The organism is Pseudomonas sp. D4002, assembly GCF_013385665.1.
In the GTDB taxonomy this organism is placed as follows: domain Bacteria; phylum Pseudomonadota; class Gammaproteobacteria; order Pseudomonadales; family Pseudomonadaceae; genus Aquipseudomonas.
On the sequence record NZ_JACAPN010000019.1, the window covers coordinates 67102 to 88878 of the forward strand.

Here is a 21777-nt window from a genome sequence, read left to right on the forward strand (position 1 = left end):
TCCCCGAACCACCAGCAGGAACCCCGGCCCATGTCCGACGATATTCATTTCTACGAACCCGCCAACGGCCACGGCCTGCCCCATGACCCGTTCAATGCGATTGTCGGCCCGCGCCCGATTGGCTGGATTTCGTCACACGACAGCCAGGGCCGCCTGAACCTCGCACCCTACAGTTTCTTCAACGCCTTCAACTACATTCCGCCGATCATCGGATTTTCCAGCGTCGGGCGCAAAGACAGCCTGAACAACATCGAACAGACTGGCGAATTCGTGTGGAACCTGGCTACCCGCCCGCTGGCCGAGCAGATGAACCAGAGTTGCGCGCCGGTATCACCCGAGGTCAACGAGTTTGAATTGGCCGGCTTGACGCCGGTGGCTTCAAAGGTGATCGCCGTGCCTCGCGTGGCCGAAAGCCCGGTGTCGTTTGAGTGCAAGGTGACGCAGATCATTCAGCTGCAGCGCGCCGACAAGGAGCTGGTGCCAAGCTGGTTGGTGCTCGGCGAGGTGGTCGCGGTGCATATCGCCAAATGGCTGCTGAAAGACGGGGTGTACGACACGGCTGCCGCCCAGCCGATCCTGCGTGGAGGTGGCCCGGCGGATTATTTTCAGTTGGGGCCGGAAGCGCTGTTCAAAATGTACCGCCCAGGCGCCGCGCAACGCTGATTGGAACGAGATAAAAATGTGGGAGCGGGCTTGCTCGCGAAGGGGGCGTATCAGTCAATGCATATGCCAACTGATCCACCGCATTCGCGAGCAAGCCCGCTCCCACACAAGCCCGCTCCCAGATTTGGATCAGCGGTGTTTTTAGTTGGCGGAAGTTGCCCAAGAGAGCTGACCGTCTTCATCTACATCGACCAAGCGCTCCAGTTGCAGAGCTGCGGCATCGTCGGCGTCGGAGGCAGTCTTGAACGTCTGTCCATCGAGGATCTTGTGAAAGCGCGGTGCGCCCATGCCATCCAGCGCCTTGACGGCGATGGCGGCGCTATAGCCACCCTCTTCTTCACGCACCAAGGCGGAAACGGCTTCGTGGTGGGCAAACTCTTTACGTGCCATGTTGCAGGTCCTGGCCAATGGGAAAGGCGGCCATTCTAAAGCACTAGCCCGCCAGTTGCAGGTACTCGCCATAGGCATTGGCCGCCGAGGCGTCGGTAAAGGTCTGGAAGTCCATGCTGCGAACCACCATGTCATTCAACAACTCGGTGAAGACCATCAGCGCCGGCGAGCTGAAGTAGGCACTCATCGCCTGCTCGCTGCTCCAGAAGCCCGACACCAACCACACATCCGGGTCGGCCAGGGAGTGCTGCAACGAGAATTGCAGGCAACCCTGAGCCTGGCGGCCCGGTTCGATCAAACTGCTCAAGCGTGCACCCAGTTCGGTGCTGTACCCGGTACGGGCACGGATAAAGGCCATATGGCTCGCGGGAATGGGGGTGGACATGTTCGACTCTCCCGTTGAGAAGTGATGCTCGGCAAGCACTGTGAGGGCGTGTTGCCACAGGATCAAAGATACGGGCGCGGGTGTGGATGCGGTTAGTCAATTCCTGCTGGCTTATTGCACAATCCTGCGAGATACGTAGATATAGCAATCGGCCTGCGAAGTTTATTCCCGGCATGACTGCCGTATTTCAGGGGCATGACAGGCCCCGGCTTGCCTGATTCACGATTTTTCGCAGGATCAGGCAAGGATTGTGCAGAATCGAAATACCGCTTTTTGCAAAGCCGCCCTTAAGCTGTGCCCATCGTCAAAGCACCAGAGGATGTCCCATGTCGTCGCCCGAACTTCGCTCCAAACCCCTCGACGCCGATATGGAAAAGCAGCGCGCAGAACTCGCCGGCATCGTTCGCCGGCATACCTGGGAGGATGGTTCCTACGGCACGGCGATCACGTCGCTGTATCTCAACCGCCATAACTCCCCGCGTGAATTCACGCCGGTGCTGGTTGAACCCGCGCTGTGCATCCTCGCCCAGGGCAGCAAGGAAGTGCGCCTGGCGGATGAAGTCTTCGCCTACGACCCGCTCAATTACCTGGTGTTTTCGGTAGCGATGCCGGTGGCCGGGCGCATCCTTGATGCCACGCCGGAAGACCCCAACCTGTCGATTCGGGTGAATATCGACCCGGCACAGATCACCGCACTGATTGCCGAAGCCGGGCCGATGGGCGTGCCCCCGCGCCCGACCTCCCGAGGGATGTATGTCGACCGCCTGGACAGCCAGCTACTGGACGCCGTGCTGCGCCTGACCCGATTGCTCGACGCACCGAAAGACATCGCAATGCTCGCGCCGCTGATCAATCGGGAAATTCTCTATCGCCTGTTGCGCGGTCCACAGGGTTATCGGCTGTATGAAATTGCCGTCGCCAACAGTCAGAGCCATCGGGTGAGCCAGGCGATCACCTGGTTGAACGGCAACTACGAACAGCCCCTGCGCATTGATGACCTGGCCAAGGAAGTGAACCTCAGCGTCTCGACCTTGCACCACCGCTTCAAGGCGATGACCGCCATGAGCCCGTTGCAGTACCAGAAGCAACTGCGTTTGCAGGAGGCTCGGCGGTTGATGATCGCCGAGGGCCTGGAAGCCTCGGCGGCGGGGTATCGGGTGGGCTATGAGAGCCCATCGCAGTTCAGCCGCGAATACAGCCGGCTGTTTGGTGCGCCGCCGTTGCGGGATCTGGCCAGGTTGCGCCAGAGCGTCTAACCACGGTTATAACGCCGGATACTAATAATGTGGCGAGGGAGCTTGCTCCCGTTGGACTGCGCAGCAGTCCCATCTTTTGGGGCCGCTTCGCGCCCCAACGGGAGCAAGCTCCCTCGCCACAAGTACTCAATCAGCTGCGGTATTGGTGGCGTTCAATCCAGGCCACGAGGCAGTTGCAAGGTCACCCGCAAACCGCCCTCCCGCAGATTCTGCAAACTCACTTCACCGCCATGGCTGTGGGCAATGTTGCGGGCGATGCCCAGGCCCAGGCCGTAACCCTGTTGCTGCCCGGCCAGGCGGAAGTGCGGTTCGAAGACCTGCTCCAGGCGCTGTTCCGGCACGCCCGGGCCTTCGTCGTCGACGTGGAGGATGAACTCCGCGCCATCGTCTTCAATGTGCAAATGGGCGTTCTGCCCGTACTTCAGGGCGTTGTCGATCAGGTTGCCGATGCAGCGCTTGAGCGCCAGCGGCTTGCCCGGGTACGTCGTAAGTGCCCGACCATGTTGGGTCACGCGCCCATTGCCGTTGGGCGCCAGGTACGGCTCCACCAGGCAGTCGAGTACGTGGTTGAGGTCCACCGGTTCGATGTTTTCGTGGATGTCGGTGTCCTTCACGCACTGCAACGCGCCTTTGACCAGCAACTCCAGTTCATCCAGGTCGCGGCCGAACTTGGCTTGCAGGTTCTCGTCTTCCAGCAATTCCACCCGCAACCGCAGGCGTGTGATGGGTGTGCGCAGGTCGTGGGAAATGGCGCTGAACAGCTGGCTGCGTTCGGTCAGGTAACGGCTGATGCGTTCGCGCATGGCATTGAACGCGCGGCCTACTTCCACCACTTCGCTGCCGCCGCCTTCGGCCACCGGCTCCACGTCGGCGCCCAGGGACATGTCCCGCGCCGCCCTCGCCAGGCGCTTGAGTGGACGGCTTTGCCAGTGCACCAACAGGCCGATAAACAGCAGCAGGAAGCCGCTGGTGAGCACGATAAACCACACCTGCTGGTATGGCAGGCCTTGTTCTTCGAGGCTGGTATAGGGTTCGGGCAGCAAGGAGGCAATGTAGAGCCATTCGCCCTGGGCCAGCTGGATCTGGGTGACCAACACCGGCGGATTCACCGGTTCCAGGGTCAGCGCGTAATGCGCCCAGGAACGCGGCAGTTCGTCGAGTTTCAAGCCGGCGTTGAAGATGCGCAGGTCTTCGGCGCTGACGAACTCCACCGAAACATGCACGTCGCTGCCCAGGGTCTGGCGCAACACTTCTTCGACAGCACCGAGCACTGCATGCTTGCGCGGGGTTTCCGGCAATACCGCCATGTCCAGGGGCTTGTCGTTGAGCGTCACCACAAACCGGGTACCGCCCATGCTGCGCAACTGGTCCAGTACCAACGGCCGGAAGGCCACCGGCAACGAGCGGAAATAACTGACGCTGGCGGTCATCGAATGCGCCAGGCTGCGGGCGGCGGTTACCAGGCCTTCAAGCTGGGTAGCGCGCAATTGCGAGACCCAGATCACGCTGGACAACGCCTGGGCAAACAGCACCGCCAACAGGGTCAGCAGTAACATCCGCCCCAGCAGCGAACGCGGTACCGGGATGCGCCGGCGCAGTTCACGCAGGCGCTCAGTGGGCATTGCCGGCAACCACGCTGGCTGCCAATTGATAGCCACTGCCGCGCACGGTGCGGATCAGCCGGGGTGGTTTTTCGGTGTCGCGCAGGCGTTGGCGCAGACGGCTGACGGCCATGTCGACAATCCGGTCCAGGGGCATCAGGTCGCGGCCACGGGTGGCGTTGCCGATGGTGTCGCGGTCGAGGATTTGCTGGGGGTGATCGAGGAACAGTTTGAGCAGGGCAAAATCGGCGCCGGAAAGAATCACTTCCTCGCCGTCGACGTGGAACAGCCGGTGGCTGACCATGTCCAGGCGCCACTCGCCAAACACCAGCACCTCGCCGCCGCTGCGCTCCTGGCCAAACTGGCAGCGCCGCAACAAGGCCTTGATACGGGCCTGCAGCTCACGGGGGCTGAAGGGTTTGCCGATGTAATCGTCGGCACCCAGCTCCAGGCCGATGACGCGGTCGGCTTCGTCGGAACTGGCGGTGAGCATGATGATCGGCACCTGGGCCTGGCGCGGGTGCTGGCGGATCCAGCGGCAGAGGCTGAAACCGTCTTCGTCCGGCAGCATCACATCAAGGATCACCAGGTCGCACGGCGCTTCGTTCATCGCCTGGCGGAACCCCGCGCCATCCGGCACGCCACGCACCTGGAAACCGGCGCGGCTGAGGTAGGTTTGCAGCAACTCGCGGATTTCCTGGTCGTCGTCGACCAGGAGAATGGATTTACTGATTACGCTCACGGGGTCCTCCTTGTTGTTATGGCCAAGCTTAAGTCATTTGTTGCCCTTGAGGCCGCCTTCGCGAGCAAGCCCGCTCCCACATTCGACCTCATTCATCCAGTTGGAATGGGATTGAATGTGGGAGCGGGCTTGCTCGCGAAGAGGCCATCACTGCCTACGCAAATGCCTGCTCAAGCGCCACACCAGCACCTGTCAACCCTGAATACGGTGCCGTCACCAGCCACACCGGAATGCCTTTGAAATAGTCGCTCATGCAGCCCTTGTCGCCAAAACTCCTGGCAAAACCACTCTTGATAAAGAAATCGGCAAAGCGCGGGATCACCCCACCCACGATGTACACCCCGCCACGACCACCGGTGGTCAGCACGTTGTTACCGGCAACGCGGCCCAGCCAGATACTGAACTGGTCCAGCACTTCCAGGGCAATCGGATCACCCGCCAGGCCGGCAGCAGTGATGGCCTCGGGGGTTTCCAGAACCGCCTCGTGACCGTCCACCGCGCAGATCGCCCGGTACAACCTGGGCAAACCGCCACCGCTCAAGGCAGTTTCAGCGCTGACATGGCCGATCTCATTGTAGATGTGCTGCCACAGCTGGGCTTCACGCGGGCTGCTCACGGGCAGGTCGACATGGCCGCCCTCCCCCGGCAATGCCGCCCAACGGCCATGGCCGAGGTCGAGCAAGGTGCCGACGCCCAGGCCAGTGCCCGGGCCGATCACCACCGCAGGGCGCAACGGCTCCGGCGTGCCTTCGCACACCACGCGGAATTCGTCGGGCTTCAGGCGGGTCATGCCCAGGGCCATGGCCGAGAAATCATTCACCAGCAGCAGCTCGTCCACCTGCAAGGTCTTGCAGAACGCAGTCTTGCTCAGGCGCCAGTGATTGTTGGTGAATTTAAATTCATCTCCACTCACCGGCCCCGCGACCGACAGGCACACCGCGCCAATCGAGCCGATGGCCAGGCCTTCTTCCTTCAGATAGACCTGGATCGCCTCTTCCGGGCTGGCATGATCCGCCGTCGCATGGACGCGGATCGAATGCAGCTCCTGATCCCGCCACAACGCAAAACGGGCGTTGGTACCACCGATATCACCGACCAGCGCTAGCTTCACTTAAGTGTCTCCAAGGCAGAGGTAAAGGCGCTGGCGCCCTGCTCTGCGGAGCTTGCAGCCAAACGCATAAACGCAAACAACTCGCGACCGGCCCCCACGTTATTGCCCAGAAGGCCCGTGGCAGGCGCGCGCGCGGCAAATTCTTCGGCGTCCACCTTAAGCTCCAAGGTGCCTTTGACGCCATCCACGCGAATGATATCGCCATCGCGCACACGTGCCAGTGGCCCGCCGCTCTGGGCTTCGGGGTTGACGTGAATCGCGGCGGGAATCTTACCCGACGCGCCGGACATGCGCCCGTCTGTTACCAACGCCACTTTGAAGCCACGATCCTGCAACACGCCGAGGAACGGGGTCATCTTGTGCAATTCCGGCATGCCGTTGGAGCGCGGGCCCTGGAAACGCATCACTGCAACAAAGTCTTTTTCCAACTCACCGGCCTTGAACGCGTCGGCCAGGTCTTGCTGGTCCTGGAACACCACGGCCGGGGCTTCGACGATTTGATGTTCGAGGGCCACGGCGGAAACCTTCATCACACCCCGGCCGAGGTTGCCTTCCATTACCCGCAGGCCGCCTTCCGGAGAGAACGCACGGGCCACGGGACGCAGGATGGTTTCGTCGAGGCTTTCGATCGGGCCTTCACGCCATACCAACTCGCCGTCCACCAGGAACGGTTCCTGGGTGTAGCGGCTCAGGCCATGACCGGCCACGGTGTTGACGTCGTTGTGCAGCAGGCCGGCTTCCAGCAGTTCGCGGATCAGGAACGACATGCCTCCCGCCGCCTGGAAGTGGTTGATATCGGCCTTGCCGTTTGGATACACGTGGGAGAGGGTCGGCACCACCTCGGAGAGGTCGGCCATGTCATCCCAGGTCAGGATGATGCCCGCCGACATCGCGATGGCCGGCATGTGCAGGGTGTGGTTGGTGGACCCGCCAGTGGCGTTGAGGGCGATGATGGAGTTGACGATGGATTTCTCGTCGACGATCTCGCCGATCGGCGTGAAGCTGCCGTTGGCCTTGGTCAGGCGCGTGACCTGGTGCGCGGCTTCGCGGGTCAGGGCGTCACGCAGCGGCGTGTACGGGTTGACGAACGAAGCGCCCGGCAGGTGCAGGCCCATGACTTCCATCAGCAACTGGTTGGTGTTGGCGGTTCCGTAGAAGGTGCAGGTGCCCGGGCTGTGGTAGGACTTCATCTCCGATTCCAGCAGCTCTTCGCGGGTGGCCTTGCCTTCGGCGTAGCGCTGGCGCACGTCGGCTTTCTGTTTGTTGGAGATCCCCGACGGCATCGGGCCGCCCGGTACGAAGATCATCGGCAGGTGGCCGTAGCGCAGGGCGCCCATCATCAGGCCGGGGACGATCTTGTCGCAGATACCCAGCATCAGCGCGGCGTCGAACATGTTATGGGACAGCGCTACCGCCGTGGACATGGCAATCACTTCGCGGCTCAGCAGGCTGAGCTCCATGCCTGGCTCGCCCTGGGTCACGCCGTCGCACATGGCGGGGGTACCGCCGGCGAACTGGCCAACAGAACCGACTTCACGCAGGGCCTTTTTGATTTGCTCGGGGAAATGTTCGTATGGCTGGTGGGCCGACAGCATGTCGTTATATGACGAAACAATTGCCACGTTGGCGGCGTTCATCATGCGCAGGCTGTTTTTGTCTTCGGTGCCACACCCGGCCACGCCGTGGGCAAAGTTGGCGCATTGCAGCTTGCCGCGCATCGGGCCGTCGCTGGCAGCGCCGCGAATGAGCGCAAGGTATGCCTCACGGGTTGCACGGCTGCGGGCGATAAGCCGTTCGGTGACCTCAAGTACGCGGGGATGCATGTATAGAACTCCAGGCTAACGGATGTGGCGACCTGAGTGTCTATGCTGGTCAAAAGCCCGCCGCGAAGAGGTTGGCAGGGTGTTGCTTGACCAATCGGACCAGTTGATTCAGGTCACTCGTTGTAGATTGAACAAAATATTGCCACTAAAAAGGCTTGTTTTCTATTTTTATGCGAATAATCTTGTAATTCTTACAACAAATCGACGACAGGCACCTTCCAATGACTCTACGTATCGCTATCAATGGTTTTGGCCGTATTGGCCGTAATGTCCTGCGCGCACTTTATACCCAAGGTTACCGTCAGGATTTGCAGATCGTCGCCATCAACGATCTCGGCGACAGCTCGATCAATGCCCACCTGCTTAAATACGACACCGTCCACGGTACTTTCGACGCAGAGGTCGCTCATGATCAGGAAAGCCTGACCGTGAACGGTGACCGGATTGCCGTGAGTGCCATTCGCAACCCGGCCGACCTGCCGTGGGCTGCCCACAAGGTGGACGTGGTGTTCGAATGCACCGGTCTGTTCACCGACCGTGACAAGGCCGCCGCCCATATTACCGCCGGCGCGCGCAAGGTAATCATCTCGGCCCCGGCCAAGGGCGCCGATGCCACCGTGGTGTACGGGGTAAACCATGACATTTTGCGTCAATCCCACCAGATCATCTCCAACGCTTCCTGCACCACCAACTGCCTGGCGCCCGTGGCCCAGGTGCTGCACCGCGAGCTGGGCATCGAAAGCGGCCTGATGACCACCATCCACGCCTACACCAACGACCAGAACCTGACCGACGTCTACCACACCGACCCGTACCGCGCGCGCTCGGCCACCCAGAACATGATCCCGAGCAAGACCGGCGCTGCCGAAGCCGTGGGCCTGGTGCTGCCGGAACTGGCAGGCAAGCTGACCGGCATGGCCGTGCGTGTACCGGTGATCAACGTGTCGCTGGTGGACCTCACCGTGCAACTGAAAAAAGAAGCCAGTGCCGAGCAGGTCAACGCGCTGCTGAAAGAAGCCAGCCAGCACTCGAAAATCCTCGGCTACAACACCCTGCCGCTGGTTTCCAGTGACTTCAACCATAACCCGCTGTCGTCGATCTTCGACGCCAATCACACCAAAGTGAGCGGCAAACTGCTGAAAGTGCTGGCCTGGTACGACAACGAGTGGGGCTTCTCGAACCGCATGCTGGATAACTGCCTGGCGCTGTGCAACGCCGAGTAATGCTCGGCCTGTAGGAGCGAGCTTGCTCGCGAAAAACGCAAAACCACCGCGTTTATTCAGGATGCCAGCGATATCGTTGACGCCCTTCGCGAGCAAGCTCGCTCCTACAGTAATCCAAAGTGCCACTTGCCATTTGCGTTGATGATAAGCATTATCATTCGCTGCAAATCGGTCTGGTATCACTGTGAGCCAATCTCGTTTCAACCAAGTCTTCCTCACCCAACGGGTGATTTTGCTGCGCACCTTGCAGCGGATGGTGAATAACCACAGCACCGCCGAGGACCTGTTGCAGGAAACCTACCTGCGCGTTACCCGGGCCCTGAGCGAACGGCCGATCGACCACCTCGAACCCTTTGTCTACCAGACGGCGCGCAACCTGGCGCTGGACCACCTGCGCGCCCGCAGGATTCAGGCCCGCACCCTGCAGGAAGATGTCCCGCTGGACGTCCTGCAAAGCGTCGCCTCCCCCGTCAGCACCCCCGAAGACGCGACACAGGCCGAGCAATTGCTCGAGCACCTGAGTGTCAGCCTCGGCCAGTTGAGCGCCCGCCAGCAGCAGATATTCATCCTCAGCCGCCTGCACGGTTGCAGCTATCAGGAGATCGCCGACAAGCTCGACGTGTCCCTGAGCACCGTGCAGAAGGAACTGAAACTGATCATGGCCATCTGCATAGGTGTGGCCGAAAGACTGGATCGCCCTTAAGCTTTGTCGGCACAGTCTGTAGGACTATTGATTAAAACGTGGCGAAGACCCGAGGAACACCGTGACGGAACCGAATAAACGGCACCCCCATGAGCTGGCTCATGAGGTGTTGCAAGACGCGGCCATGGACCAAGCCCTCGACTGGCTGATCGCGTTGCAGTGCCCGCAACCCGGGCAGCAGGCGGAATTTGAAGCCTGGCTCGCCAACGACCCGTTAAACGCCGAAGCCTTCATCAAGGCCCAGACTGCCTGGGGCGGCGCGCCGGTTCACAGCGCTGCCGTCGCCCTGAATGCGCCACGCAAACCCAGCGCCTGGCGCCGTATCAAACCGCACTGGAAGCCCCTGGCCACTGCCGCCGTGTTGCTGCTGGGCCTGTTCAGCTTCAGCAACCTGCCTATGCGCCTGCAGGCCGACCATCTGACCGTGGTGGGCGAGCGCCAGCGCCTGCAGTTGGACGATGGCTCGAAAGTGTTGCTCAACACCAATTCAGCCTTCTCCAGCAGCATCAAGGACCACCAGCGCATCGCCCGCCTGTATCAGGGCGAGGCGTTTTTCGAAGTGCTGCCCAGCCGTGGCCTGCCCCTGGAAATCGACGCCGGCCCGGTGCGCGCCAGCGTGAGGGACACCTCTTTCGCGGTGCGCTACTTGAACGGTGAAGCCCAGGTTCAGGTACAGCGCGGTGATGTCGACCTGAGCAACACGTTTGACGACGCGCGGGTGCGCCTGAGCGCCGGTGAAAGTATCCGCATCGGGCCCAAGGGCTTCGGCCAACCGGCCAAGCTCGACACCACCAAGGACCTGGCCTGGGTCGAAGGCCGGCTGATCTTCGAAAACTGCCCGATGAGCGAAGTGCTGGCCGAATTGCGTCGCTACTACCCCGGCTGGATCGTCAACAACAACGACAGGCTGGCCAGCGTGGCCGTCACCGGCAATTACCGGCTCGACCAGCCGCTCGACGTGGTGCGCTCCCTGGCCCACATCACCTCGGCCAAGCTCTCGGAATACCCGGCGCTGGTGATCCTGAACTAAATGAGAATTATTTTTACTCGATAGCCAGCGACGATACGTCTCGTTATAGCCAATGCAACTGATTCCTATTTGATTCAGTGCGCAACTATAAGATTCGTACCTTCCGGAGCGCTCTCGATGTCGTCTCGTTTCAACCGCCGGTCCTCTTCGCCCGTTCGCCGCCAGGGCTTGTCGCTGCTGACGGCCGCAATCCTGTTGGCCGGTGCGCCCGTCATGGCTGCCACCGCCGCCGAGCCTGCCAGCCGCAGCCAGGGCAATTACAGCTTCAGCATCGAGCAGCAATCCCTGGTCTCGGCGCTGAACGCCTTCACCGCGGTGACCGGCTGGCAAGTCGGCCTGCCGGCAGAACTGGGCCAGGGTGTGTCGTCCCCTGGCGTGCGCGGCTCATTGCCGGCGGATAAAGCCCTGGACCGGCTGTTGGTGGGGACCAACCTGGGTTATCGCAAACTGGGCAACAACAACATCGTGCTGGAAAAACGCGTCGCCGTCGGCGCCATCACCCTGCAACAGATGACCATCAGTGCCACCCGCCAGGAACAGGCCGTGGACAGCGTGCCCAGCACCGTGACCGTGCACGACCGCGAAGAACTGGACCGCCAGAACGTCAACACCATCCGTGAACTGGTGCGTTATGAGCCAGGTGTTTCGGTGGGCGGTGCCGGCACCCGCTCCGGCAATGCTGGCTACAACATTCGCGGGATCGACGGCGACCGTATCCTGACCCAGGTGGACGGCGTCGAGGTGCCGGACAACTTCTTCAACGGCCCCTACGCCAAGACCCGCCGCAACTACGTCGACCCGGAAATCGTCAAGCGCGTGGAAATCCTGCGCGGCCCGGCCTCGGCCTTGTACGGCAGCAGCGCCATCGGCGGCGCGGTGAGCTACTTTACCCTCGACCCCAACGACATCATCAAGCCCGGGCAGGACTACGGCGCACGCCTGAAGACCGGCTACAGCTCCGCCGATGAGAGCTGGCTGACCTCCGGCACCGTCGCCGGTCGCGTGCAGGACTTCGACGGCTTGCTGCACCTGAGCCAGCGCAACGGTCACGAGATGGAATCCTACGACGGGAATAACGCCACCGGCCTGGCCCGCACCGGCGCCAACCCGGAAGATGCGCGCACCACCAACGTGCTGGCCAAACTGGGTTGGAACTACGGCGAAGACAACCGCCTGGGCCTGACCTACGAGAAGTTCAAGGACGATCGCGACACCAACCTGAAAAACGCAGTGGGTGGCCCGTTTGTCGGTGGCCAGGGCTTCAATTTCTACCGCGGCCGCACGGGCAACGACACCATCACCCGCGAACGCTTCGGCATCGAAAACAAGTTCGCCCTCGACTCGCCGATTGCCGATCACATCAAGACCAGCCTCAACTACCAGATCGCCAAGACCGACCAGACCACCGCAGAAATCTACCAGCCATCGCGCAAGGTATTGCGCACCCGCGAGACCCTGTACGAAGAGAAGCAGTGGGTATTCGACGCGCAGTTGGACAAGGCTTTCAGCATCGGCGAAACCGACCATGTCGTGACCTACGGCACCACCCTCAAGCAGCAGAAAGTCACCGGTTCCCGTGAGGGCGCCGCGACCTGCCTGGCGGTCGGCGCAGGCTGCACCGCCATCGGTGCACCAAGCCCGTCGGCCGCCGACAGCGTGAAAAAAGCCAGCGACTTCCCCGACCCGACCATCAACTCCTACGCGCTGTTTGCCCAGGACCAGATTGCCTGGGACAAGTGGACCTTCCTGCCCAGCGTCCGCTACGACTACATCCAGCTCAAACCCAAGCTGACCCAGGAATTCCTCAATACCGTTGACCCGACACGCATCTACGACCACAGCGATTCGGAAAAGAACTGGCACCGTGTAACGCCCAAGTTCGGCGTGACTTACGCCCTGACCGAGCAATACACCTGGTTCGGCCAATACGCCGAAGGCTATCGCACCCCGTCGGCCAAGGCCTTGTATGGCCGCTTTGAAAACCTGCAGCAGCGCTACACCGTCGAACCCAACCCGGACCTCAAGCCGGAAAGCAGCCGGGGCGTCGAAACCGGGATTCGCGGCAACTTCGACTCGGGCTCGTTTGATGTGGCGGTGTACTACAACAAGTACCGTGATTTCATCGACGAAGATGCCTCGGTTGCCGGTGGCACCGTCCAGCAGTTCGAAGCCAACAACATCAAGCACGCCACCATCAAGGGCGTGGAGGCCAAGGGCCGCTTGAGCCTCGACGCATTCGGCGCACCGCAGGGCCTGTATACCCAAGGCTCGATTGCCTACACCTACGGGCGCAATGACGACAACGGCGAACCGTTGAACAGCGTCAACCCGCTCAAGGGCGTGTTCGGCCTGGGCTATGACCAGCAGAACTACGGTGCCCTGGTCAGCTGGACCCTGGTCAAGAAACAGGACCGCGTCGACAGCACCACCTTCTTCGCCCCTGACGGCAACAGCGCCAACGGCCCGTTCAAGACCCCGGGTTTTGGCATCGTCGACCTGACCGGCTTCTACAAGGTCACCAACGACGTGACCATCAACGGCGGCCTGTACAACCTGACGGACAAGAAATACTGGAACTGGGATGACGTGCGCAGCTACGACAGCGTCGGCGAAGCCGGTGTGACCGGCCCGGCCAACCTCGACCGCCTGACCCAGCCGGGCCGCAACTTTGCGATCAATCTGATCTGGGACATCTGATCCATGGAGCCTCACCCCGGCGCGATTTAATCTGCGCCGGGGTGAGGATTTTTTACTGTGACGCGTCTTCTGGTTCGTCTAGTTCATAACAGCCTGGCAACCAGACGCTTTCTCTTCTCAAGGACTCCCCGATGACCGCCTCCCCTACCGCAGAACGTGCAGCCCTGCGCTCCCAGCGCCTGAACCAGATCACCAACGAACCGCACACCAAGCTCGATGCGTTGGTGAAGGCCCATGCACCGTTTGAAACCCAGGCCAACTTCGCCCGCTTCGTGGTCGCGCAATACCTGTTCCAGTCGGAGCTGGTGGCGCTGTACAACGATGCAGAGTTGATCAAGATCGTCCCTGACCTCGCCGAACGCTGCCGTGCCGAAGCGGCCAAGCTGGACCTGGGCGACCTGGACACCGAAGTACCGGCACCGGTGGCCGGCGCGGTGAAAAACCCGAGCAAGGCCGAAGCGCTGGGCTGGCTGTTCGTGTCCGAAGGCTCCAAGCTGGGCGCCGCGTTCCTGATCAAGCGTGCCGTGGGCCTGGGTTTGAGCGAAACCTTCGGTGCCCGTCACCTGGGCGAGCCTGCGGGGGGTCGCGCTGAAGGCTGGAAGCGCTTCACCCGCACCCTCGACGCACTGGAATTCACCGCTGAAGAAGAAGCTGAAGTGGAGAAAGGCGCGATTGATGCGTTCGTGCGCTTCACCGTGTTGCTGGAACAGGCGTACGCTAGCGCCCCTGAGCTGGCCTGATTCCCTGATTGGAATGCAATCAAATGTGGGAGCGGGCTTGCTCGCGAATGCGGTGGATCAGTCAATATATCTGGTGACTGAACCACCGCATTCGCGAGCAAGCCCGCTCCCACATTTTGATCCGGTTTCACTTTGAATCCTTCGTAAATCCATCCATGCAAACCGCACCCATGACCGGCAAAACCCAATCCTCATCCAAAATCGCCCGCGTCCTGTTCGGCCTGCTGGCCTACGTCAGCCTGGGCATCGGCTTGATTGCGATTGTGGTACCGGGCTTGCCCACCACCGAGTTCATCCTGCTGGCCGCCTGGGCCGCCACCAAAAGCTCGCCGCGCCTGAGTGCCTGGCTGGAAAACCACCGGCTGTTCGGGCCGATCCTGTTCAATTGGCGCAATGGCAGGATCATCGCCCGCCGGGCCAAAGTCAGCGCCACCGTGAGCATGCTGCTGTGCGCCGGCCTGATGCTGGTGATGCTCGACCACGGCTGGCCGATCTACCTGGCCATCGCCGGAATGAGCATGGGCAACCTGTGGATCTGGTCGCGACCGGAACGTCTCCCGCAACCCACCTGACACCCTGACTACCGCTCATCGGCTCCCGCTCATGAACTGCCGGCCCAAGCCGATGTTCCGGGCATAGCGCCGAATGGACTCGCCTGAGCTTGCATACTAATAAGTCCATTCGCGGGTACTTCTATGTTCGACACCCTCTCCATTCGCTTGAAAATCGTGCTGTTGTCCGGTCTGTGCCTGCTGGGGGTGATCGCCCTGGTGGTCGGCATGAACCTGTACCAGACCAACCAGAACGACGAACTCATCAGCGATTCAAGCTCGCGAATGCTCACCGACAGTGTGCAGAACCTGCTGCAGGCCAAGGCCGCCGAGCAAGCGGTACAACTGCAAAAAACCTTCGGTGAAAGCCTGTTGGTGGTGACGGCCCTGGCCGACCAGATCAAGGACCTGCGCACTCTGGCCGGCAAGCGCTCGTTGGATGCCGGGGCCCTGCGTGAAGAACTCAACCACAGCCTGAAAACCGCCTTCGACCGCAACACCAAGGTGCTCGGCATCTGGCTGTCGTTCGAGCCCAACGCCCTCGATGGCAAAGACAGTGAATTCGTCAATGATGCCGCCCGTGTGTCCAACGAAAAAGGCCGCTTTTCCAGCTACTGGAGCCGCGCCGGCGGTGAAGGCCTGAACACCGTGATGGTCGAGGATGACCTGACCAAGACCACCCTCAACCTCAGCGGCACGCCCTACAACATCTGGTACACCTGCCCGCGGGACACAAAAAACACCTGCCTGCTGGACCCGTATGAAGACACCGTGGCCGGCAAGCCGGTGTTGATGACCACCATTTCCCTGCCGCTGCTGGTCGACGGCAAAGTGATCGGCGTGGTCGGTGTGGACCTCGCCCTCAATGCCCTGCAAGCGGCGACCGATGCGGCGCAAAAAGAACTGTTCAACGGCGCCGGAATTCTCGAAATACTGTCCGGTAACGGCTTGATCGCCGGCTACAGCGGCGAGCCGGCCAAAGTCGGCAAAAACCTGGTGGACACCCTCGGTGCCGAAGGCAAAGAGATCGTGCAACTGCTGGCCAGCGATACCCGCAAGATCCGCGAGGAAGACGGCACGATTCGCGCCGTGTACCCGGTCAAACCGATTGCCGACGCCAAATCCTGGGGCGTGGTGATCAAACTGCCCAAACAAGTGCTGCTGGCAGACTCGCTCAAACTCCAGGCGGTGCTCGACAAGGCTCAGGCCAGTGGCACCGTCAAGGCGTTGCTGGTAGGCGCAGCCGCCGGGCTGCTGGGCCTGTTGCTGATCTGGCTGACCGCCACCGGCGTGACCCGGCCGATCAACAGCGTGGCCGCCATGCTCAAGGAAATCGCCAGCGGCGACGGCGACCTCACCCAGCGCCTGGCCTACGGTAAAAAAGATGAACTGGGGGAACTGGTGAACTGGTTCAACCGCTTCCTCGACAAGCTGCAGCCGACCATCGCGCAGATCAAGCAAAGCATCACCGAAGCCCGTGGCACCGCCGACCAGTCCTCGGCAATCGCGCGCCAGACCAGCGAAGGCATGCAGGTGCAGTTCCGTGAGATCGACCAGGTGGCCACCGCCTCGAATGAAATGAGCGCCACCGCCCACGACGTGGCCAACAGCGCCTCCAACGCCGCCAGCGCGGCCCGCGGTGCCGACCAGTCAGCCCGCGAAGGCATGCAGATCATTGAACGCAGCACCCGCGACATCACCACCCTGGCCGAAGAAGTGAGCAAGGCCGTGACCGAAGTCGAAGCCCTGGCGGTGAACAGCGAGCAGATCGGTTCGGTACTGGAAGTGATCCGCAGCATCGCCGAACAGACCAACCTGCTGGCCCTGAACGCTGCGATTGAAGCGGCGCGAGCCGGGGAAAGCGGGCGCGGTTTTGCGGTGGTGGCCGACGAGGTGCGCAACCTGGCCAAGCGCACCCAGGACTCGGTGGAGGAGATTCGCCTGGTGATCGAACGCATCCAGACTGGCACCCGTGGAGTGGTGGCGACCATGCATTCGAGCCAGACCCAGGCGCAGAACAACGCCGGGCAGATTCATCAGGCGGTGCAGGCCCTGGGCAAGATCAGCGATGCGGTAACGGTGATCAGCGACATGAACCTGCAAATCGCCAGCGCCGCCGAGCAGCAGAGTGCGGTGGCCGAAGAGGTCAACCGCAATGTCTCGGCAATCCGCACAGTGACCGAAACCCTGACCGGCCAGGCCACCGAATCGGCGGCCATCAGCAGCCAGCTCAACGCCCTGGCCAGCCAGCAGATGAAGCTGATGGATCAGTTTCGGGTTTGACCCGGGCTTGAAGCCAGTAAGCACCCAATGTGGGAGCGGGCTTGCTCGCGAATACGGTGGATCAGTCGGTACATGTATTGACTGACACACCGCATTCGCGAGCAAGCCCGCTCCCACACAAGCCCGTCCACATTAAAGTTGCGGTGCCTTATTGACCCGTCCAGGCCGCCACAAACGGCGCCAGGTCTTCTTTCGGCGCGGTACGCGGCGGGTTTTGTGGGGTGCCCAGGTAGAGGAAGCCAATCACTTCCTCATCCGCCTTCAGCCCGAGGCCTTTGGCGACATGGGCCGAGTACGACAACTCACCGGTGCGCCACACCGCGCCGATCCCCTGGGCGTACGCCGCCAGCAGAATCCCGTGAGCCGCACAGGCCGCCGCCAGCAGCTGCTCGGATTTTGGCACTTTGAAATGTTCTTGCAGGCGGGCAATCACCACCACCACCAACGGCGCCCGCAGCGGGCCGTTCTGCGCCTTGTCGATCGCGGCCTGGGGCGCGTCGGCGTCCTGCAGGCGGGCGGCTTCGGCCAGCAGGGTGCCCATGCGCTCACGTGCCGCGCCTTCCACCGTCAGGAAGCGCCAGGGGCGCAGTTGGCCGTGGTCGGGCGCGCGCACGGCAGCGGCGAACAGCAGGTCGCGCTGCTCCTGGGTCGGTGCCGGGTCCAGCAGTCGCGGCACGGAAACACGGTTGAGCAAAGCGTCGAGAGCCTGCATTGGCCACCTCCAGAGAAAAATGTGCGGTCATTCTAGCGGGAATGAATCGGATACCACCAAACGATAATTGCTCTTATTCAATCCGCCCTGCCCTGTTAGACTTTGCGGCCTTATTTTCAGCCTACGTTCAGGAAGACTGATGTCCCGTTCGCCCCTTCGCCTGTCTGCACTGTTGATGGCCTTGAGCCTGAGTGCCTGCGATGACGCCCCGCGATTCACCAAGGCCGAGCCTGGTGAAGCGCGTGCCGGTGGCGCGACCACGGTGAGGAAGACCGACCAGAACGCCTTCTCCCTGCCCTCGGCCAACCTGTCGCCCACCCGGCGCCTGGACTTCAGCGTCGGCAACAGTTTCTTTCGCAGCCCCTGGGTGATTGCCCCGTCCACCACCACTGCCCGCGACGGGCTGGGGCCGCTGTTCAATACCAATGCCTGCCAGAACTGCCATATCAAGGATGGCCGTGGGCATCCGCCATTGCCCGATGCGCCCAACGCGGTGTCGATGCTGGTACGCCTGTCGATTCCCGATGCGCCGCCCTATGCGAAGGTCATCGAGCAACTGGGTGTAGTCCCCGAACCGGTCTACGGTGGGCAATTGCAGGACATGGCCGTGCCCGGCGTCGCCCCGGAGGGCAAGGTGCGGGTCGACTACACGCCGGTCAACGTCCGCTTCAAGGACGGCACCGTGGTCGAATTGCGCAAGCCGGCCCTGCAAATCACCCAGCTCGGTTATGGGCCGGTGCACCCCGACACGCGCTTCTCGGCGCGGGTTGCACCGCCGATGATCGGCCTGGGGCTGCTCGAAGCGATCCCCGACGCCGACATCCTGCGCAACACCGACCCGAAAACCGCCGACAAGGAAGCCATTGTCGGGCGGGCGAATTGGGTCTGGGACGACGCGCAACACAAGACCGTACTCGGTCGATTTGGCTGGAAAGCCGGGCAACCGAACCTCAATCAACAAAATGTTCACGCGTTCTCTGGTGATATGGGCCTGACCACCTCCCTGAGACCGTTCGATGACTGCACCGATGCACAAGTGGCCTGCAAACAGGCGCCCAACGGCAATGGCCCGGATGGCGAGCCTGAGGTCAGCGACAACATCCTGCGCCTGGTGCTGTTCTACACCCGCAACCTGGCCGTCCCCGCCCGCCGCGACGTCAACGCACCGCAAGTGCTGGCCGGGAAAAACCTGTTCTACCAGGCCGGTTGCCAGGGCTGCCACACCCCGCAATTCACCACGGCGCCCACCGCCGCCGAACCTGAATTGGCTAACCAGGTGATTCGCCCCTACAGCGACTTGCTGCTGCACGACATGGGCGACGGCCTCGCCGACAACCGCAGCGAATTCAAAGCCAGTGGCCGCGACTGGCGCACGCCGCCGTTGTGGGGCATTGGCCTGACGCAAGCCGTCAGTGGCCACACCCAGTTCTTGCATGACGGCCGCGCCCGCAACCTGATGGAGGCCGTGCTGTGGCACGGCGGTGAAGCCCAGGCGGCGCAGCAGCATGTGTTGTCGTTCAATGCCGAGCAGCGCGCCGCGTTGCTGGCATTTCTGAATTCTTTATAAGCTTTGTCCTAATTACAGAAGGGAGCTCGACATGTTCCGTCCCAAGTTGTTGTTCACCAGCCTGGCCGCCCTCGCCCTCGGTGCGTGCTCGCCCCAGGACCCGCAAGCGGTGACCTCGGCGGCCATCGCCAAGCAAGTGATCCTGCCGACCTACAGCCGCTGGGTTGAAGCCGACCGCCAACTGGCCGTCAGCGCCCTGGCCTACTGCCAGGGCAAGGAAAGCCTGGAGACCGCCCGCGCCGACTTCCTGCACGCGCAAAAGGCCTGGGCCGAGTTGCAACCGCTGCTGATCGGCCCGCTGGCCGAGGGCAACCGCTCGTGGCAGGTGCAGTTCTGGCCGGACAAGAAAAACCTGGTGGGTCGTCAAGTCGAGCAACTGGTGACCGCCCAACCACAGATCGACGCCGCCGCCCTGGCCAAATCCAGCGTCGTGGTGCAGGGCCTGTCGGCCTACGAATACATCCTCTACGACGCCAAGACCGATCTGGCGGACGAGACGCAAAAAGCCCGCTACTGCCCGTTGCTGGTAGCCATCGGCGAGCGCCAGAAACTGCTGGCCGAAGAGATCCTGTCGAGCTGGAACAGCACCGACGGCATGCTGGCGCAGATGACCAAGTTTCCTAACCAGCGCTACGCCGATTCCCACGAAGCCATCGCCGACCTGCTGCGGGTTCAAGTGACTGCGCTGGACACCCTGAAGAAAAAACTCGGCACCCCGATGGGCCGCCAGACCAAGGGCATCCCGCAACCGTTCCAGGCCGATGCGTGGCGCAGCCAGTCGTCCCTGCAAAGCCTGGAAGCCAGCCTGGCTGCCGCCCAGACCGTCTGGGTCGGCGTCGACAACAAAGGCCTGCGCGGCCTGTTGCCTGCCGATCAAAAGCCATTGGCTGACAAGATCGACGCCGCGTATGCCGCCTCCCTGAAACTGTTCGCCAGCAACCAACGTACGCTGAATGAAATGCTGGCCGACGATGCCGGGCGCCAGCAACTCAACGATATCTACGACAGCCTCAACGTGGTCCACCGCCTGCACGAAGGCGAGCTGGCCAAGGCGCTGGGCATCCAACTGGGCTTTAACGCCAACGACGGTGACTGATGATGCTCAGGCGACAGGCTTTGGCCCTCGGCAGCGTGCTGCTCAGTGCGATCACTTTGGGCGGCTGGACGCTGTTCAAGCAGAAGGGCAAAAGCCCGCTGCTGCTCTCGGCGCGGGATGACAGTGATGGCAGGCACTACGCCGTCGGCTTTCGCCTGGACGGCAAGCAGGTATTTGCCACCGAGGTCGGCCAGCGCTGCCACGACATCATCAACCACCCGACGCTGCCGATTGCGCTGTTTGTCGCCCGCCGGCCGGGCACCGAGAGTTACCTGATCGACTTGCGGGACGGGGCGCTGCTGCAAACCATCACCTCCAAGGCCAATCGCCACTTTTACGGGCATGCGGTGGTGCACAAGGATGGCGAGTGGTTGTATGCCACGGAGAACGACACGTCTGACCCGGGTCGCGGTTTGCTGGGTGTGTACCGGTTCGAGGGTGAGCGGCTGGTGCACACCGGGGAGATTTCTACCCATGGGATCGGGCCGCACCAGGTGTCGTGGATGCCTGATGGCGAGACGCTGGTGGTGGCTAACGGCGGGATTCGCACTGAGGCTGAGAGCCGGGTGGAGATGAACCTGAATGCCATGGAGCCGAGCCTGGTCCTGATGAAGCGCGACGGGACGCTGTTGAGCAAGGAGACCCTGGGCCAGCAGATGAACAGTGTGCGGCATATGGGGATTGCCAGCGACGGGACGATCCTCGCGGGGCAGCAGTTCATGGGGGCGTCTCATGAGCGTTCGGAGTTGCTGGCGATCAAGCGGCCGGGGCAGGCGTTTGTGGCGTTTCCGGTGGCGGATGAGCAGTTGCAGGCCATGGGGCATTACACGGCCAGTGTGGCGGTGCACAGCGAGTTGCGGCTGGTGGCGTTGACGGCGCCACGGGGGAATCGATTCTTTATCTGGAACATGGACAGCGCGCAGTTGCTGCTGGACGGGCCGTTGCCGGATTGTGCCGGGGTGGGTGCGGTGGCTGATGGGTTTGTGGTGACTTCCGGGCAGGGCCGTTGCCGGTTTTACGATTGCCGGCAGGTGCCGTTGGTGGGCAAGCCGCTGGAGTTGCCGGCGGGGCTTTGGGATAACCATCTGCATCTGGTTTGATCGGAGGCTGATTGGGGGCATATCCGTTGCTGCGGTTATGGCTGCTATTGGTTCCGCTCTTACAGCGGCTCACTTTTGAAAAGCGCAAAAGTAAGCAAAACGCT

19 protein-coding genes and 2 pseudogenes are annotated in these 21777 nt (G+C 62.0%); 13 read left to right on the forward strand and 8 right to left on the reverse strand.

Annotation, left to right across the window (positions count from 1 at the left end; translation table 11 throughout):
* Window positions 1-30 precede the first annotated feature (30 nt).
* On the forward strand, window positions 31-663 hold the full coding sequence (locus HX824_RS14170) for a flavin reductase family protein (RefSeq protein ID WP_008435502.1): 633 nt from the start codon (window positions 31-33) through the stop codon (window positions 661-663).
* Between the two features lie 141 nt (window positions 664-804).
* Here HX824_RS14170 and HX824_RS14175 read toward each other — a convergent pair whose 3' ends face one another.
* Window positions 805-1053 (reverse strand): hypothetical protein, encoded by a 249-nt coding sequence (locus HX824_RS14175; RefSeq protein WP_003214132.1) that lies wholly within the window; start codon window positions 1051-1053, stop codon window positions 805-807.
* Between the two features lie 43 nt (window positions 1054-1096).
* The gene (locus HX824_RS14180) at window positions 1097-1438 is read right to left on the reverse strand and encodes an antibiotic biosynthesis monooxygenase family protein (protein ID WP_003214130.1); all 342 of its coding nucleotides are present in this window, start codon (window positions 1436-1438) and stop codon (window positions 1097-1099) included.
* Between the two features lie 326 nt (window positions 1439-1764).
* Here HX824_RS14180 and HX824_RS14185 point away from each other — a divergent pair, with 326 nt between their 5' ends.
* The gene (locus HX824_RS14185) at window positions 1765-2694 is read left to right on the forward strand and encodes an AraC family transcriptional regulator (protein ID WP_003214128.1); all 930 of its coding nucleotides are present in this window, start codon (window positions 1765-1767) and stop codon (window positions 2692-2694) included.
* A 29-nt stretch (window positions 2695-2723) separates the two neighbouring features.
* Here HX824_RS14185 and HX824_RS32930 read toward each other — a convergent pair.
* From HX824_RS32930 to edd, 5 genes and pseudogenes are all read right to left on the reverse strand, one after another.
* Window positions 2724-2825, reverse strand: a pseudogene (locus HX824_RS32930) (N-acetyltransferase); the annotation flags it as partial.
* A gap of 21 nt (window positions 2826-2846) precedes the next feature.
* Entirely contained in the window at window positions 2847-4316 is a 1470-nt protein-coding gene (locus HX824_RS14190) for an ATP-binding protein (protein ID WP_003214126.1), read from the reverse strand.
* On the reverse strand, window positions 4306-5037 hold the full coding sequence (locus tag HX824_RS14195; protein ID WP_003214124.1) for a response regulator: 732 nt from the start codon (window positions 5035-5037) through the stop codon (window positions 4306-4308). Before HX824_RS14195 ends, HX824_RS14190 begins: the two co-directional genes overlap by 11 nt.
* Before the next feature lie 154 nt (window positions 5038-5191).
* Entirely contained in the window at window positions 5192-6148 is a 957-nt protein-coding gene (locus tag HX824_RS14200; RefSeq protein WP_003214122.1) for a glucokinase, read from the reverse strand.
* On the reverse strand, window positions 6145-7971 hold the full coding sequence (gene edd, locus HX824_RS14205) for a phosphogluconate dehydratase (protein WP_003214119.1): 1827 nt from the start codon (window positions 7969-7971) through the stop codon (window positions 6145-6147). Before edd ends, HX824_RS14200 begins: the two co-directional genes overlap by 4 nt.
* A 221-nt stretch (window positions 7972-8192) precedes the next feature.
* On the opposite strand from edd, the gene gap reads away from it, so the two are divergent.
* From gap to HX824_RS32940, 8 genes and pseudogenes are all read left to right on the forward strand, one after another.
* Window positions 8193-9194 carry a type I glyceraldehyde-3-phosphate dehydrogenase gene (gap, locus tag HX824_RS14210; protein WP_003214117.1) on the forward strand — a complete coding sequence of 334 codons (1002 nt, stop codon included), beginning with the start codon at window positions 8193-8195 and terminating at the stop codon, window positions 9192-9194.
* A 184-nt stretch (window positions 9195-9378) separates the two neighbouring features.
* Entirely contained in the window at window positions 9379-9897 is a 519-nt protein-coding gene (locus HX824_RS14215; protein WP_003214115.1) for an RNA polymerase sigma factor, read from the forward strand.
* A 61-nt stretch (window positions 9898-9958) separates the two neighbouring features.
* Window positions 9959-10927, forward strand: a complete 969-nt coding sequence (locus HX824_RS14220) for a FecR domain-containing protein (protein ID WP_177054694.1) — start codon at window positions 9959-9961, stop codon at window positions 10925-10927.
* Window positions 10928-11044: 117 nt separating this feature from the next.
* Window positions 11045-13624, forward strand: coding sequence for a TonB-dependent receptor (locus HX824_RS14225; protein WP_003214111.1), 2580 nt, complete (start codon window positions 11045-11047; stop codon window positions 13622-13624).
* A gap of 131 nt (window positions 13625-13755) precedes the next feature.
* A complete protein-coding gene (locus tag HX824_RS14230) occupies window positions 13756-14364 on the forward strand; it encodes a biliverdin-producing heme oxygenase (protein ID WP_003214109.1) in 609 nt (202 codons plus the stop codon).
* 170 nt (window positions 14365-14534) lie between these two features.
* A complete protein-coding gene (locus tag HX824_RS14235) occupies window positions 14535-14936 on the forward strand; it encodes a YbaN family protein (protein WP_003214107.1) in 402 nt (133 codons plus the stop codon).
* A gap of 264 nt (window positions 14937-15200) precedes the next feature.
* Window positions 15201-16340, forward strand: a pseudogene (locus HX824_RS32935) (HAMP domain-containing protein); the annotation flags it as partial.
* Between the two features lie 102 nt (window positions 16341-16442).
* A complete protein-coding gene (locus HX824_RS32940; protein ID WP_371103562.1) occupies window positions 16443-17198 on the forward strand; it encodes a methyl-accepting chemotaxis protein in 756 nt (251 codons plus the stop codon).
* A 148-nt stretch (window positions 17199-17346) separates the two neighbouring features.
* Here the strand turns inward: HX824_RS32940 and HX824_RS14245 are convergent, their stop codons facing one another.
* A complete protein-coding gene (locus HX824_RS14245; protein WP_177054695.1) occupies window positions 17347-17910 on the reverse strand; it encodes an NAD(P)H nitroreductase in 564 nt (187 codons plus the stop codon).
* Between the two features lie 139 nt (window positions 17911-18049).
* Here HX824_RS14245 and HX824_RS14250 point away from each other — a divergent pair, with 139 nt between their 5' ends.
* From HX824_RS14250 to HX824_RS14260, 3 genes are read left to right on the forward strand one after another with little or no spacing between them, the layout of a single operon-like run.
* Window positions 18050-19477, forward strand: coding sequence for a di-heme oxidoredictase family protein (locus HX824_RS14250; protein ID WP_177054696.1), 1428 nt, complete (start codon window positions 18050-18052; stop codon window positions 19475-19477).
* Between the two features lie 31 nt (window positions 19478-19508).
* On the forward strand, window positions 19509-20573 hold the full coding sequence (locus HX824_RS14255; protein ID WP_102606236.1) for an imelysin family protein: 1065 nt from the start codon (window positions 19509-19511) through the stop codon (window positions 20571-20573).
* Between the two features lie 2 nt (window positions 20574-20575).
* Window positions 20576-21673 (forward strand): DUF1513 domain-containing protein, encoded by a 1098-nt coding sequence (locus HX824_RS14260; protein WP_008435520.1) that lies wholly within the window; start codon window positions 20576-20578, stop codon window positions 21671-21673.
* Window positions 21674-21777 lie beyond the last annotated feature (104 nt).

Coding starts and splice junctions, on each gene's coding strand:
- HX824_RS14170 (WP_008435502.1), top strand. CDS start 31: ATGTCCGACGATATTCATTTCTACGAACCCGCCAACGGCCACGGCCTG.
- HX824_RS14175 (WP_003214132.1), bottom strand. CDS start 1,053: ATGGCACGTAAAGAGTTTGCCCACCACGAAGCCGTTTCCGCCTTGGTG.
- HX824_RS14180 (WP_003214130.1), bottom strand. CDS start 1,438: ATGTCCACCCCCATTCCCGCGAGCCATATGGCCTTTATCCGTGCCCGT.
- HX824_RS14185 (WP_003214128.1), top strand. CDS start 1,765: ATGTCGTCGCCCGAACTTCGCTCCAAACCCCTCGACGCCGATATGGAA.
- HX824_RS14190 (WP_003214126.1), bottom strand. CDS start 4,316: ATGCCCACTGAGCGCCTGCGTGAACTGCGCCGGCGCATCCCGGTACCG.
- edd (WP_003214119.1), bottom strand. CDS start 7,971: ATGCATCCCCGCGTACTTGAGGTCACCGAACGGCTTATCGCCCGCAGC.
- gap (WP_003214117.1), top strand. CDS start 8,193: ATGACTCTACGTATCGCTATCAATGGTTTTGGCCGTATTGGCCGTAAT.
- HX824_RS14225 (WP_003214111.1), top strand. CDS start 11,045: ATGTCGTCTCGTTTCAACCGCCGGTCCTCTTCGCCCGTTCGCCGCCAG.
- HX824_RS14230 (WP_003214109.1), top strand. CDS start 13,756: ATGACCGCCTCCCCTACCGCAGAACGTGCAGCCCTGCGCTCCCAGCGC.
- HX824_RS14235 (WP_003214107.1), top strand. CDS start 14,535: ATGACCGGCAAAACCCAATCCTCATCCAAAATCGCCCGCGTCCTGTTC.
- HX824_RS32940 (WP_371103562.1), top strand. CDS start 16,443: ATGCAGGTGCAGTTCCGTGAGATCGACCAGGTGGCCACCGCCTCGAAT.
- HX824_RS14245 (WP_177054695.1), bottom strand. CDS start 17,910: ATGCAGGCTCTCGACGCTTTGCTCAACCGTGTTTCCGTGCCGCGACTG.
- HX824_RS14250 (WP_177054696.1), top strand. CDS start 18,050: ATGTCCCGTTCGCCCCTTCGCCTGTCTGCACTGTTGATGGCCTTGAGC.
- HX824_RS14255 (WP_102606236.1), top strand. CDS start 19,509: ATGTTCCGTCCCAAGTTGTTGTTCACCAGCCTGGCCGCCCTCGCCCTC.
- HX824_RS14260 (WP_008435520.1), top strand. CDS start 20,576: ATGCTCAGGCGACAGGCTTTGGCCCTCGGCAGCGTGCTGCTCAGTGCG.